This window comes from Bacillus sp. AFS077874 (genome assembly GCF_002566505.1).
Taxonomy (GTDB): domain Bacteria; phylum Bacillota; class Bacilli; order Bacillales; family Bacillaceae_G; genus Gottfriedia.
The window spans coordinates 1-13831 of record NZ_NUYF01000016.1; the positions used below are offsets into that span (position 1 = coordinate 1).

Annotated in this window: 12 protein-coding genes and 4 pseudogenes; 14 read left to right on the plus strand and 2 right to left on the minus strand. The window is 36.6% G+C overall.

All coding sequences use genetic code 11. The annotated features are described in order from the left end of the window. Positions 1-142: 142 nt before the first annotated feature. From COJ46_RS25365 to COJ46_RS17640, 13 genes and pseudogenes are all read left to right on the plus strand, one after another. Positions 143-229, plus strand: a pseudogene (locus COJ46_RS25365) (IS200/IS605 family transposase); the annotation flags it as partial. Between the two features lie 284 nt (positions 230-513). Continuing rightward, positions 514-1509, plus strand: coding sequence for an ABC transporter ATP-binding protein (locus COJ46_RS17590; RefSeq protein ID WP_098566145.1), 996 nt, complete (start codon positions 514-516; stop codon positions 1507-1509). Then, the gene (locus COJ46_RS17595; protein ID WP_098566146.1) at positions 1496-2491 is read left to right on the plus strand and encodes an ABC transporter ATP-binding protein; all 996 of its coding nucleotides are present in this window, start codon (positions 1496-1498) and stop codon (positions 2489-2491) included. Before COJ46_RS17590 ends, COJ46_RS17595 begins: the two co-directional genes overlap by 14 nt. Before the next feature lie 71 nt (positions 2492-2562). Continuing rightward, positions 2563-4110, plus strand: coding sequence for an ABC transporter substrate-binding protein (locus tag COJ46_RS17600; RefSeq protein ID WP_176527953.1), 1548 nt, complete (start codon positions 2563-2565; stop codon positions 4108-4110). Positions 4111-4226: 116 nt separating this feature from the next. Further along, a pseudogene (locus COJ46_RS25255) lies at positions 4227-4523 on the plus strand (ABC transporter permease); the annotation flags it as partial. Between the two features lie 27 nt (positions 4524-4550). Then, positions 4551-5240, plus strand: coding sequence for an ABC transporter permease (locus COJ46_RS17605; RefSeq protein WP_218008690.1), 690 nt, complete (start codon positions 4551-4553; stop codon positions 5238-5240). Continuing rightward, positions 5240-6073 (plus strand): ABC transporter permease, encoded by an 834-nt coding sequence (locus tag COJ46_RS17610; protein WP_217993281.1) that lies wholly within the window; start codon positions 5240-5242, stop codon positions 6071-6073. Before COJ46_RS17605 ends, COJ46_RS17610 begins: the two co-directional genes overlap by 1 nt. Positions 6074-6083: 10 nt before the next feature. Next, positions 6084-6425, plus strand: a complete 342-nt coding sequence (locus COJ46_RS17615; RefSeq protein ID WP_097978966.1) for a cupin domain-containing protein — start codon at positions 6084-6086, stop codon at positions 6423-6425. A 199-nt stretch (positions 6426-6624) separates the two neighbouring features. After that, positions 6625-7257: pseudogene (locus tag COJ46_RS17620) on the plus strand (SpoVR family protein); the annotation flags it as partial. A 351-nt stretch (positions 7258-7608) separates the two neighbouring features. Continuing rightward, positions 7609-7947 carry a hypothetical protein gene (locus COJ46_RS24580; RefSeq protein ID WP_176522674.1) on the plus strand — a complete coding sequence of 113 codons (339 nt, stop codon included), beginning with the start codon at positions 7609-7611 and terminating at the stop codon, positions 7945-7947. Between the two features lie 293 nt (positions 7948-8240). Next, positions 8241-9344: a spore germination protein gene (locus tag COJ46_RS17630; RefSeq protein ID WP_097978964.1), complete on the plus strand. Its 1104-nt coding sequence runs from the start codon at positions 8241-8243 to the stop codon at positions 9342-9344. 344 nt (positions 9345-9688) lie between these two features. Beyond that, positions 9689-10169 (plus strand): annotated as a pseudogene (locus COJ46_RS17635) (SRPBCC family protein). A 799-nt stretch (positions 10170-10968) separates the two neighbouring features. After that, the gene (locus tag COJ46_RS17640; RefSeq protein ID WP_056471542.1) at positions 10969-11466 is read left to right on the plus strand and encodes a DinB family protein; all 498 of its coding nucleotides are present in this window, start codon (positions 10969-10971) and stop codon (positions 11464-11466) included. Positions 11467-11834: 368 nt separating this feature from the next. On the opposite strand, the gene COJ46_RS17645 is transcribed toward COJ46_RS17640, so the two are convergent. Further along, positions 11835-12038 carry a helix-turn-helix domain-containing protein gene (locus tag COJ46_RS17645; protein ID WP_088013786.1) on the minus strand — a complete coding sequence of 68 codons (204 nt, stop codon included), beginning with the start codon at positions 12036-12038 and terminating at the stop codon, positions 11835-11837. A gap of 12 nt (positions 12039-12050) precedes the next feature. Continuing rightward, entirely contained in the window at positions 12051-12614 is a 564-nt protein-coding gene (locus tag COJ46_RS17650) for a DUF2975 domain-containing protein (RefSeq protein ID WP_098566149.1), read from the minus strand. A 238-nt stretch (positions 12615-12852) separates the two neighbouring features. Between COJ46_RS17650 and COJ46_RS17655 the strand changes: the two genes are divergently transcribed. Then, on the plus strand, positions 12853-13407 hold the full coding sequence (locus COJ46_RS17655) for a hypothetical protein (RefSeq protein ID WP_098566150.1): 555 nt from the start codon (positions 12853-12855) through the stop codon (positions 13405-13407). The last annotated feature ends 424 nt before the right edge of the window (positions 13408-13831 follow it).

Below are 13831 nucleotides of genomic sequence, written 5' to 3' on the forward strand. Positions count from 1 at the left end.
ATTCATCGGAAGTATATTTAGGACCACCTTTTTGAAGGTGGTTTTTCAATTTAAAGGAAAGTAGATTTTTTGGAGAAATAGATTAAGAATAAACCACCTATACAATGGTGGTTTTTATTTATTTGTAGACTCATTATTGGAAGATGATATAGTGGCAGAACAGTTGAGCATGATGGAATACATCAATCCATTTACTGATGAAGAGGTACAGAAAAAGAAAGGGAAGTAAGTAGAAGGCCTTTGAGGTCTGGACGGTAGAAGTAGTACACAAGGAGACCGTTCAAAAGCCCTTTAGAGTTTGGTCAGTAAAAAAGGATTTCAACCGCAGAGTAAACCACTTGTTCTCACGGGCGGTTTTGTTTATTAAACCTTTCATTCTTTCGAATCGAATTCTCCAAAGTAGATAGACATATTTTGACACGTAGTTTAGAATAATAAGAAAAATAACAATTTTATGAATAATTGGAAAAATTATGTGTTATTGTCAATTAAATAGGAAAAGGGGTGAGGCTTATGACATTGCTTAAAGTGGAAGATTTGTCGATTAAATTCAAGTCTCGCCAAGGAGTTGTCCAAGCAGTTGGGGGGATAAGTTTCGACATTGAACAAGGACACTCGCTCGGAATCGTAGGCGAAAGTGGAAGCGGCAAAAGCGTGACATCTCTTGCCATTATGGGTCTTTTGCAAAACGCTGTTGCTGATATCACAGGAAAAATACAGTTCGAAGACGTCGATTTGTTGACTTCTTCACCTGAAGACATGAGAAAAATGAGAGGCAAATCTGTGTCGATGATTTTTCAAGAACCGATGACGTCATTGAACCCCCTTCATACTTGTGGAAAGCAAATCATGGAACCAATCTTACTTCATCAAAAAGTTAGCAAAGACGAAGCGAAACAAACCGCCATCGAATTACTCAGAATGGTCGGCATTCCTTCTCCGGAACAACGATTTCATGAATACCCGCACCAACTATCTGGTGGAATGCGCCAGCGCATCATGATTGCTATCGCACTAGCTTGTGAACCAAAACTATTAATTGCGGATGAACCAACCACCGCACTAGACGTAACGATTCAAGCGCAAATCCTTGATTTAATGAATCGACTCATGAAAAAACGAGATATGAGTATGATTTTGATTACGCATGATTTGGGCGTTGTGAAAGAAATGTGTGATCAAGTCGTCGTCATGTATACCGGACAAATTGTGGAGAAAAGCCCCACGGCATCTGTTTTTTCAGAGCCACTTCATCCTTATACAAAAGGATTACTGAATGCCATTCCGAAAATTTCTAATAAGGTGAACAGGCTCGAAGCTATTGAAGGGTCTGTACCAGATGCGCTGAACATGCCAAGTGGATGTAGTTTTCATCCTCGTTGTGTATTTGCAACGGAACGATGCAAAAACGAAGCACCGCCATTATTTTTACATGGTGATGGTCGCGAAGTTCGCTGTTTCCTTTATGATGTGGCAGTAAAAGGCGGTGATCAACATGTCGCATATTGAAACTAGTCGACTCGATTCGGTTTCAAATCCGTCATCGTCTGACACGATTTTAGACGTTTCACACTTAACAAAAACGTTTCAAATCAAACAACCGAATGGCAAAAAAGGTGTCTTAACAGCCGTTGATGATGTCTCATTTTCAATCAAACGAGGAGAAACCTTTAGTCTTGTTGGGGAAAGTGGCTGCGGCAAGAGTACGTTAGGCAAAACCCTACTTGGTCTATATCCAGCCGACCCTGGTTCCACCATTTTGTTTAATGGCGAGGATATCACGAAGCTGTCTAAAAAAGAATTCGCTAAAAAAGCGCAGTTGATTTTTCAAGACCCTTCTGCTTGTTTGAATCCACGTCGAACACTCAAACAAATTTTATTGGAACCGTTCAAGATTCACAAAATAGCAAACGGTGAAAGTAAAATCATCGAACTTATGGAGATGGTTGGCCTACCAAGTCGCTTTTTAGGGCGTTATCCTCATGAACTATCTGGTGGTCAAAAACAACGGGTTGGTATTGCGCGGGCCTTAGCGCTCGAACCAGAACTCTTAATCTGTGACGAACCCGTCTCAGCACTTGATGTGTCGATTCAAGCGCAAGTCATTAATTTATTAGAAGACTTGCAGAAACAATTGAATCTTACCTATCTTTTTATCTCACATGATTTAAGCGTCGTTCACCATATAAGTGATCGGGTTGCCGTCATGTATTTGGGAAAAATGGTTGAACTCGCTTCACGCGATGAGTTGTATGGCAACACACAACATCCGTATACAAAGGCACTCCTCTCTTCTATACCTGATCCAAACGGGGATGTACGAGAGAAAATCATTCTTACAGGGGATGTACCTAGCCCATCGAATCCACCAGCCGGTTGTAGGTTCCACACCAGATGTCATTCTGGGATGGAACAGTGTAAAACAGTCGCACCAGCATTCATCCAAACAGGTAGTAACCACTTTGTAGCGTGTCATTTGACGACAAAGTGATGCTATAAATTTAAGAGAAAAAGGGGTTTTACGAGATGAAAAAATTCAGTTTACTCGCCTTGGTTACGCTGATGGCGTTCTCACTTTTCGCTTGTGGGAAGAAAGATACGAGCAGCTCATCATCTTATGCCGATACCATTGTTGTGGGTGTCGCATCTGACTGGAAAACAATGGATCCCGCTCGCGCGTACGAAGTGTATGCAAACTTCTATTTCTATGCAACGTATGAGAACTTATACATGTTAGAAGGTACAGACCTTACCCCAAAACCAGCTCTTGCAAAATCATATACAGTCGATGATTCAGGACTTGTGTATACATTTAATCTGAATGAAGGACGTAAGTTTGCAAGTGGTAACCCAATCACAGCAAATGACGTTGTTTTTAGTTTCAATCGTACAAAAAATATCAAAGACAATGCGTCAGCTTTAGCGGCTGGTGTGGCGAAAGTCGAAGCGAAAGATGACCATACAGTTGTTGTGACGTTGACAGAAAAAGATGCGTCTTTCTTGTCAAAAATCACAGGAAACGCTTTTGCGGTTGTGGATAGTAAAGTCGTCAAAGAAAAAGGCGGAACGGATGCTGCAGATGCAAGCACAACTGACAAAGCAACAGCTTACCTTGACGGTGCCTCTGCTGGAAGTGGTCCGTATGTGTTGAAAAAATGGACAAGAAATACTGAAATGGTGCTTGAAAAGAATCCGAATTACAAGGGCACTGTGAATGCAAGCAAAATCATTATCAAAGAAATGCCAGATCCAAATACACAAATTCAAGCGCTCGAAAATGGTGAGATTGACGTAGCGCTTAGCGTTGGTCCTGACCAAGTGAAAACCATTAAATCAGGCGGAAACGCAAAAGTTGTTTCTTCCCCAACTTCCACGATTTCATTTTTAATGATGAACGACAAAGCAAGTATTGGGAAGGAACTCTCAAATCCAAAAGTTCAACAAGCTGTTCGTTATGCACTTGACTACAAAGGATTCCAACAATTAGCTGGAAATGGTGCCCTCCTTCCTGAATCATTTGTTCAAAAAGGATTTGTCGGCGCTAAATCAAGACCAGAGAATTATCAAAACATCGATAAAGCGAAGGAATTGATGAAAGAAGCTGGTTATGAAAAAGGATTTACGATTCCGTTAACAGCTGCTAACTTCGAATCAGAAGGTCTTTCATGGACAACAATCGCTGAAAAAGTAAAAGAAGATTTAGCGAAAATCAATATCAATGTTGACATCAAAACAGGTGAAATTGGTGCAGTCATCGAAGATTACCGCAATGGTAAATCACCATTCCTTGTGATGCATTGGTCACCTGACTACTACGATTTAAGCAACCAATTAGCGTTTACCCCTGGTGATATTGTTGGAAAACGCGCGAACTGGGAAGCGTCAGCAAATCCAGAATTGGTTAACTTAGCAAATCAAGCGAAGGTGGAAATCGATCAAACAAAACGTGCAGAGATTTCAGGTCAGATGCAAGATATCATCGCTGAAAATAGCCCATACGCGTTCTTAGTTCAACACCCAAAAACATTTGCGGTTAGCAATAAATTACAAGGTGTTGCGTATAACGATTTTTGTAAATTGCATTTAAATGAATTAAAGCTGTCTAAATAATCACTGACAGGATAAAAAGCTAGTCGTAGGGTGAACTCCTCTATGACTAGCTTTTCGATTACCATTTTTTACATAGTTGCATCCATCGTATCTGTTTTTGAAAGGAGTTGTGCCAATTGCTTCGATTTATCGGTAGACGTTTATTATTTCTTCTTTTCTTATTAGTTGGCGTGGCGCTGTTTGTCTTCATCCTTTCGCATTTAGTACCAAGCGATCCAGTTGCTGCGAATTTAAGCCAAAGCGCCATGAACAATCCCGAAATCGTCGCTGCTTTTAAAGCAAAGTGGGGACTTGATCAATCATTATTCCGTCAATTAATTCTCTATTTCCAGCACCTATTCGCAGGTGATTTGGGTACGTCCATACGGACCGGTAAACCGGTACTGGAGGATTTAATGCAGTTTTTCCCGGCTACTCTTGAACTATCGGTCGTGGCCATGGTGATTGCCTTAGTTTTCGGCGTACTTTTTGGCGTTATTTCTGCCATCTTTCGGAACAAAGCAATTGACCATGTCATCCGAACGGTTTCCATTAGTGGCGTGTCGATTCCAAGTTTTTGGTTTGCGCTTCTTCTGCTCTATGTGTTTACGTCTGTTTTAGGGATCACACCAGGACCAGGACGCATCGATGCACGTACGGCAACACCAGATGGTGGAACGGGTCTATTTCTACTCGATTCACTCTTAAGAGGTGATTTCCAATTATTTGGTGAAGTGGCGATGCACTTGATCCTCCCTGGCGCTGTACTTGGTCTTTTTACGATGGGGTTAATTGCTCGTCAAACAAGGTCAAACTTACTTGAAGTGATGTCAATGGATTATATTCGAACAGCGCGAGCAAAAGGGTTAAAAGAATCAGCGATTATTTTTAAACACGCCCTTTCAAATTCCATGATTCCGGTCATTACAGTCGCTGGAATGGGATTTTGTAATCTACTTGGTGGAATGGTGCTTGTTGAAAATATTTTTGCGTGGCCAGGGATTGGTCAATATGCTTATTTGTCTGCTGTTTCACTCGACTTCCCGGCGATTTGTGGTGTTTCGTTATTAATTGCATTGATTTATGTTGTGATTAATCTAGTCATTGATATCTTATACGGTGTCATTGATCCGAGAGTGAGGCACCGATAATGCGAACAATTGTATCGTTTCTTCGTCAAAAAGGATTTCTTTTTAAACTTGGTTTAGTCATTTGTCTTGTTTGGTTTCTCGTTGCCTTGTTTGCACCATTCATCGCAACACATAGTGTCACGACGCAGAATTTAAGCATCCGGTACGAGTCCCCTAGCGCTTCACACTTTTTTGGAACGGATGAGCTTGGTCGAGATGTTTTCTCGCGTGTCATCGTTGGTTCTCGTATTTCGTTAACGGCTGGGGTCATTACAGTGGTTTGTGCGTTCGCTTTCGGTATTTTATACGGGGGAATCGCAGGTTATAAAGGCGGGTATGTAGATGAAGTCATGATGCGTTTTTCTGAGCTGATCATGGCGTTTCCACCCCTTATTTTGGCGATGGTCATCGCGGCAGCACTTGGACCAAGTATTTTAAACTCCGTGCTTGCAATGGCGATTATTTGGTGGCCAAATTATGCAAGACTCATGCGTTCCATGGTGATTTCATTAAAAGAAAGTGAGTATGTGACAGCTTCTCGTGTCATGGGTGCCTCTCACATTCGTGTCCTCTTTTTGGAAATTTTACCGAATTGTTTCGGACCATTGCTTGTGATGGCAACACTGGACCTTGGTAACGCGATTTTGATGTTCTCAGGGCTCAGTTTTCTTGGTCTTGGGACTCAACCTCCGACACCTGAGTGGGGTTCGATGGTATCTGGCGGAGCGAAAGTGATTCAAAATTGGTGGGTGTCGACTTTCCCAGGCTTAGCCATTTTTTCTGTATCGGTTGGTGCGAACTTCGTAGGCGATGGTCTACGCGATTTTCTAGATCCAAAACTAAAAAAAGAATAGGGGTAATCAAATGGAAAAAATCAATTCGAATCAAGTTGAACCAATCGGCATGCCAATCTATGAAATGAAAAAACTCTTCACGCGACAAGGTGATTTTAAAGAAGTGAGCATGAGTATGATTTCTCTAACTCCTGGTGAACGTGTACCAGCTGTTGGTATGAGTTGCCACGAAGAAGACGAGTATTCTTATATTTTTAGTGGAGAAATTGATACCTATTCCAACGGTGTTCACAGTGTGGAAAAAGCGGGAGATGCAACCTTTATCCCTGCCGGTGAAGAGCATTGGTGCATTAATCGTACGAACGAACCTTGTCTCCTCGTTTGTTTTATGGTGAAAAAGGCAGAAGCTTAATCAGTTCCTCTTCATTTCTGGACTACTTGGCTTTGTTAATGGCAACGGGCATCATGAGCATCAAACATTCATATCAAGAAACTGTAAAACAGTGTACGACGAAAAAAAGGAGACTGCAACTTTGCTATTACACTAACCGATCATTATGTTTAATAAGGAATAGAAGATTCTTAGTCAAAAAGAAAATCTTTAAGAGAAACAAGGCTGGGCAAGTTACTGGCACATCCGCATCATGCGCGAACTAAATCTCGACTCAAATGAAGCAATCGAATACGCGAAACTAAACGCAGGAGTAGTTCAACCTTCTAAAACAAGTATTAATCCATACTACTTAGGACTAAGAATTTTTGAAGATATAGAAGAGCGATATAATAATCCAACAAAAGGAATGCGTGAGTTAGGTGTTAAACCTGGCAGCGGAAGAGAAAAAATGTTTGAAGTACGAGAGTTAGAATCTGATAGTTCATTTATACGAAACTATTTAACGAAAGACCTTGTCATGCGTGAAGATATGTACTTATTCCAGCGCCAAGGTAAGGAATATAAAGTTACAGATAAAGCATGGGAAAATGTAAGAGATCAACTTGTAGTTAGTCGAGTAAATGGAGGCTTCCCATATATCGTTGTTCAAGAGGGCGATTACTTAAAAAATGGAGAGCTTTATTTGAAGCATTCCTATGAACATATGGAACTTGATGTGAAGTATGTTGAGAAGGTAATGCCTTATATTCATCAGTTGTGGGGTAGAGGGGTTCATTTGGAGACGAATATTGAGAATAATTCTGTTTTGTTTAGTTATGATGGGAAGAATATTCATCGGAAGTATATTTAAAGCCACCTTTTTTAGGTGGTTTTCTTAATAGATTAGAAAGTTTAAAATTCTTTTTTGGTAAGTGAACCTTATGCAACTACCATGAAAAAACCTCACGGTATAATGTGAAAAAAGGCATAACTAAATAAGACGTCTTTATATTATTTTTAAAAAGCGTCCTTTAAAGTAAAAAGTTAGTTAATTGATGGATTAAGAGACTTCTTCGATCGATACAGAGTACCCTAATTTTTCTAGTCTTCTAACCGAATGACGGACTAGTGATACTTCTTTTTGTTTGTCATAATAATCTTCTCCTAAATCTCTGTACATTTCTTTCCTAGTCAGAAGATAATAGGCGATTCTTAACATGGCATGGGCTACTACTATTCCTGCTCTTTTCCTACCTTTTCTTGCAGCTGTTCTTCGATACATTGCAAATATTATAGTGATGAGCAGAAAAAAATCGCAGTAGATAAAGAAGATAATGAAAATACGATTATTACTTACTTTGTTAATGCAGTTAAAGATTTTAATCGCCAGCAAAGAGCAGTCGAAACGTACGATACTGTAAAGGTTTTAGACGCTTTTGCAGGTGATATAACTGATGAAAAGGTGTATGTTAAGTCGGGAAAACGTTGTTATATCAACGTTTTTATTAAAAACGGAAATTACTCGAAATGGATTTTACAACCGATTTTAAAAACGAACTAATTTCGGAATGAACACTGATTTTACAACTGAATAGTAAGTAAATCTTGATAATAGCATTAAAATCTTTTAATTTTATACAAGTTTTTATACAAAAAAAGACGGGAAATAACATAAGTAATGCTCTTGGAAGGCTTGCTATTATGTAAACTTCACATGAATACAATATGTATAATTTTTATTCTTTTTTGGAAATGTAAAATTGTACCGTTTATTAGAAGAAATGTGGAAAAATGAGAAGTAATGAGCCTTCAGAAAGTAGTAATCCTGAATTGTGAATAAGGAAGTGACCTGCGATGATTACTAGCCCCAAAGACCGTATTACAACAATTCAAGTAGTTGTTATCATTATCAATTATATACTTGGAACGGGAATTCTGACCTTGCCACGAGCAGCTACAGAGAAAGTGAAAACACCAGATACCTGGTTAACTGTAATTTTAGGCGGGCTGATTGCGATGGTGGCAGGAGTTATTATGGTCAAATTAGGACAACGGTTTCCAGGAAAAACCTTTTATCAATACAGCCAAGAAATTGTAGGGAAATGGATGGGTAAGTTACTAAGTCTAATCCTTGTATGTTATTTTTTAATGATGGGTGGATTTCATATCTGTGCATTAGTAGAAGTAACAAGTTTATTTTTGTTGAAAGGTACCCCAACTTGGGCCATCGCGATGCCATTTATGTGGATAGGTCTCTATTTAATTATTGGCGGCATAAATCCGATTGCCCGTCTGTTTGAAATTATTCTCCCCATTACGGTCGGCGTTTTTTTGGTGGTTGCTTTTATGAGTTTTAAAATATTTGAAGTGGATAATCTGCGCCCGGTACTGGGGTTGGGGATCATGCCCGTACTAAAAGGAATCAAAACAACGGCTCTCTCATATATAGGTTTTGAAAGCATGTTGATTATAATGGCGTTTATGAAACAGCCTAACCAAGCAGTAAAAGCTGTTTTAGTTGGAATTTTCATCCCACTGATCTTTTACTTGATAACTATCGTAATGGTCATCGGTGGACTATCCGTCGATGATGTAGTAACCAAAACTTGGCCAACGATTGATCTCGTGCGAAGTTTTGAAATGCCTGGTTTGCTATTTGAACGGTTTGAGTCTTTGTTGCTTGTAATATGGATTATGCAAATGTTTACTTGCTTTAACGTTAGTCATTATGCTGCTTCTTTGGGGCTTGCCCAACTCTTTAAAAAAAACATTCATCCATTTATGTTTGGCTTGCTTCCGGTTATTTATATCATTTCCATGACCCCGAAAAATACGAATGACCTATTTAAACTTGGGGATACGATGGGCAATGTTGCGTTTTTTTTATTTGGTATACAACCGCCGCTACTTCTGCTTGTCTTAAAATTGAAAAAGAGGAAGTATAAAGCAAAATCATAACAAAGTATGGTTTCTTTTAGTCTTACTGTTAGTTCTTTTGCTTCTGTCTCTTATTAGGTGTTAGAACAACAACGAAATTGTTGTATTAAAAGGCGAAAAGTTTTAAAGTGGAATGGAATGAATTCACAGAAGATGCCTGGTACGTTTGATCGCTATTCAACTACCGTGAGAGCGATATAATCTTCCATTCACTGTTGTGAATCACTGATTCATGGGTGGCTAACGCAATGCTTTAGTTGAATAACAGATTAGGAACTGAGTGACAGTTCCTATTTTCTTATTTAATAGGATAATTAAAGGAACAATCTAATATATTTTATAAATCTATTATTAAGAGAAAATTAATGCCAATTATTAAACATGAACATTTTATAAAAGCACCTATTGATATATATTTCAATCTTGCAAGAATTGTTAGTGTTCACACGCAAACTACATATAGAACAAAAGAAAAAGCTGTTGGTGGTGTGACAGAGGGATTATTAGAAAAGGGGATTTTGTTACCTGGGAGGCAATTCATTTTGGTATAAAACAAAAATTAACCGCTAAAGTGATTTTAATGGAAAAATCCAAGAAGTTTGTAGATGTTATGATCAAAGGGGCGTTCCATTCATTTACTCATACCCATCAGTTTATAGAGGACCTGGAGGAACTATGAAGATAGATGAATTTCAATATAAATCACCATTAGGACTATTTGGGATATTGGCAGATAAATTGTTTTTAGAGAAGTATATGAGAAATTTTATAGTTTCCCGTGCGGAGGAATTGAAAAAGATTGCAAAAAGTATTGAACCTTATTGCACTAACGCATGCGTTAGTTGAAAAATAAAACACTTTTTTAAAGCTCAATTAATAAATCTAAAATAATGTAAATTGTTCTGATTCCACTTTCTTTTTCTTTGTAGATTTTTTCTTTTCAATTACTTGTTTCGAAGTATTATTTACTTGAACAGCTATTTTACTGCACTTACATAACTGTGCTCATTTTTGCAATTTGGACAGAGGTATATCTATTTGTTAATACGTGAGTCAGCTAGTTTCATACGTTCTTCTTTTGACATTCCTATGTTACTAGCACATGGTCCACAAATTTTCTCCATTACTTCAACCCCTTTTTTTATATTTTTCTGTAAGACCTTAAATAAAAATCTATTTTATTGTCTTTAATCGCTTAGTGAATAAAAAATTAATTATACCATGCCTTAATTAACTATCCTTCAAAATACTAATATAAAAAAAGCAGCTATTGGCAGCTCTTCTTAATAACTAACGCATGCGTTTGTTGAATAAAAGATTTATTAATCTTAGTATTCATTTTCAATTCATATCTTTTTAATTATTTGTAGAATTTTTGTTTGGGTTCTTACGTTTTCTACTATTAAAAAGCAATCCTCCCATAATCTATTGACTTAGAGTTTACTCTAAACAATATAATTAAAAAAAGATATGAAAAAGTACTGTAATTAGTAAAAAATTGGGTCTTTATCATCATATGGTTCAGATGAAAAATTCGATTTGATTAATGTTAACAGTGATTTTTTCTATTAAATATTTAGATAATAGAAAGGGATAGAACAACAAATTTAGTAAAATAGAAATAAAAATGTTGGGAGTCGGTAATATGGAGCAGTCAAATAAAGCATTTAGTGACACATTAGTAAAATCATTAAGAGGAGAACGTGGTCATCTTCCTATCAAGAATGCTTTGTTGGATATAGACATGGATCTTGCTGGAAAAAGAATAGAGGAGCTACCTTATACTATTTATCAATTAGTCAAACACATGACATACTGGCAAGAATTCCTCTTATTATTCGCACAAGGAGAGAGGCCTAAATTACCTTCTGATGTGAAAGAAAGCTGGCCTGTTGAAGAAGGACCTAGTAATGAGGAAGAGTGGAAACAGATTATTCAGCATTTTCTTCAAGGGATAGAACAGGCATGTACGATTGCCCAAACTGTTCAATTGGACAAATCATTAGAGAAATGGCCAGGCGAATCCCCAGGTGGTGTACTACGCAATATTGCATCTCACAACTCCTATCATTTAGGTGAAATCGTACTAATACGCAGATTATTTAGTGCTTGGCCACCACCAACCGGAGGATATCCTGCCTAAACTTTGGATCAATAGTGAATTCATGGAAGCCAATTGAAATTCACTATAAAGGTTTTAGTTGAGTCAACAATTTGGGGGCATTTCATTAGTTCATTATAACTAACGCATGTGTTCTTATTATAAGGACAACTAGTTAAATTACTAGTTGTCCAATTTTTTTATGGTCTTATGATTAATGTAGTCGGGGTGGTAGCAGAAGTATCAAAGAAGCATGCAGGTTTCATTGTTTTCTTAATGCATTTGAAAGTATTAAACTCTTTTTCGGTAAGTGAACCTTATGCAACTAAATGGCAGGATAGTAGCTTAAGAAATCAGCTTTTTCGTAATAGAATGCAAATAGACATAGGAGTTATTCCTATGTCTATTAATTACTCTACATATTCCATAATATCACCAGGTTGACATTCCAAAACTTTGCAAATTGCTTCTAATGTAGAAAAACGAATTGCTTTAATTTTACCTGTTTTTATATTTGATAGATTTACAATACTTATATCAATCGCTTCAGCTAACTCATTAAGTTGCATCTTACGGTCGGCTAGTACACGGTCTAATCGCAAAATAATACTCATATATAACCTCGCTTATAATATTGAATCGTATTCTTCTTGCAAATAGCATCCATATCGAAAAACCCCTGATAGAATTAAAAGGCATACTCCAAATAATAATACAGGAACTTCTGAATAAAATAATTCAAAACTAATTCGATGCTTTAGAAAAATTAAATCTTCGATAAAATCATATATGTATCCAATCAATGCTTGAACTACTAAAAGCCATCCCATTATTCTTATACTAATAGCATTATTGTAAATAAATGGTTTTTGTTCCATAACATTTTTTAGAATTTGATTAAGATTTCTTAAAAGTAATGAGATGGTTACTCCAATAAAAACACCTTGAATAGAGATAGAGAAAATAATTAGTTTGTAATTAAATGCAGAATAATTGCTTTTATGAATCCCTAGCTGAGTGTAAGCCAAAATTGTCTTTTCACTCAAATCACTGAAAAAAACTGAAGCAACAAAAAATGCAACTAACGCGGTTCCAATGTAGCAGAAAAAAGTAGCATATTTAGTAAGGCGATAAAGCAGTTTAGTTACTTTTAAATATCCCTTGATGAAAGAATCATTTTTAGTGTTCATCTGAGAACTCCCTTTTTGTTTTGTTATTATCATAATAATGAAAATTTTAAATTTATTCAATTATATTTTATCGTTTATCATTAAAAAATTAATGAATTTTAATGGTTTAATGTTGTTATAAATTAAATTAAATGTAGAGTGCTTGTTCTACTAAATGGCAGGATAGTACAATAATAAAATAAAAATAAATGGTATAATTTTATAAAAAAAGTAGGATAGAAGAGAATATAAAATAAAAATGAAAACACCAGGAAAAGTAAAGAAGGTGAGTAGAATAAATACAGTTTATGTAAATATTCGGCATATGAATTTTTGGTATGGACATTACAATTTTTGTGAAAAAAGTTGTAACGATGAAGTTACAATTTATTCAGACGAAAATGCAACGGAATCGTTGGGATATTTTGAAATTACTACAAAATCATCCCTTGAACATCTTTTGGAATATGTACTTGATAAAAAAGAGGAAGAGGAGTATTACACTGAAATTGAAACCTTTTTAAATAGTAACTCTGATATTTATTATAGTTTTATATATCCAAGAGATAATGAAGATATTTTGCATCAGGTTATGCATTTTGCCCCGACAAATAAAAAAAATCATAAACCGATTTATATTGATATGTGGACAAAAACGTTAGAGAGTTTGGGTGTGCTTGAAATTAAAAACTGTGTAAAAATCTTTATGAAAGAATTTTTTAATAAGGTTGTTACGAATGTAGAAATTCTAGAAATTCCATCTTACGACCAAACAAAATTAAGTTATCAAGAAGACTACTTCCCTTTTTTGTAAATAAAAATATAAGGGGCAACCTTATGCAACTAAATAATGCGATAGTTGAAGATCACGAGTTGCTTGCAGCTCGTTTTTTATTGAAGTAAATGGCAGTTTAGTTTAATAAAAAATGGACTTGTTTTATTGAAAAACCATAACCTTTTCTCTGAACATCGACAAATTAAATTACACCGATTAAGTTTGGGGACAAACACAATCTGATACTAATATTTTTCATATATTAGTATGTATCTTAATTAATACAAATAGGAGTGCATTTTTTAATGTCTAGATATATAGTGCCTACAGGACCAACAGGACCAACAGGACCAACGGGACCAACAGGGCCAAGAGGACAAAGAGGTAAAGAAGGAGAAGAAGGAGAAAGAGGAAAAAGAGGGAAAAGTGGTGCAACGGGATCTGCAGGAGCAACAGGTCCAGC

Excerpts from the sequence above, each read along its gene's own strand:
- COJ46_RS17650 (WP_098566149.1), bottom strand. The coding sequence starts at position 12,614 with ATGAACACTAAAAATGATTCTTTCATCAAGGGATATTTAAAAGTAACT.
- COJ46_RS17640 (WP_056471542.1), top strand. The coding sequence starts at position 10,969 with ATGGAGCAGTCAAATAAAGCATTTAGTGACACATTAGTAAAATCATTA.
- COJ46_RS17610 (WP_217993281.1), top strand. The coding sequence starts at position 5,240 with ATGCGAACAATTGTATCGTTTCTTCGTCAAAAAGGATTTCTTTTTAAA.
- COJ46_RS17645 (WP_088013786.1), bottom strand. The coding sequence starts at position 12,038 with ATGAGTATTATTTTGCGATTAGACCGTGTACTAGCCGACCGTAAGATG.
- COJ46_RS17630 (WP_097978964.1), top strand. The coding sequence starts at position 8,241 with ATGATTACTAGCCCCAAAGACCGTATTACAACAATTCAAGTAGTTGTT.
- COJ46_RS17615 (WP_097978966.1), top strand. The coding sequence starts at position 6,084 with ATGGAAAAAATCAATTCGAATCAAGTTGAACCAATCGGCATGCCAATC.
- COJ46_RS17655 (WP_098566150.1), top strand. The coding sequence starts at position 12,853 with ATGAAAACACCAGGAAAAGTAAAGAAGGTGAGTAGAATAAATACAGTT.
- COJ46_RS17590 (WP_098566145.1), top strand. The coding sequence starts at position 514 with ATGACATTGCTTAAAGTGGAAGATTTGTCGATTAAATTCAAGTCTCGC.
- COJ46_RS24580 (WP_176522674.1), top strand. The coding sequence starts at position 7,609 with ATGGGCTACTACTATTCCTGCTCTTTTCCTACCTTTTCTTGCAGCTGT.
- COJ46_RS17600 (WP_176527953.1), top strand. The coding sequence starts at position 2,563 with ATGGCGTTCTCACTTTTCGCTTGTGGGAAGAAAGATACGAGCAGCTCA.
- COJ46_RS17595 (WP_098566146.1), top strand. The coding sequence starts at position 1,496 with ATGTCGCATATTGAAACTAGTCGACTCGATTCGGTTTCAAATCCGTCA.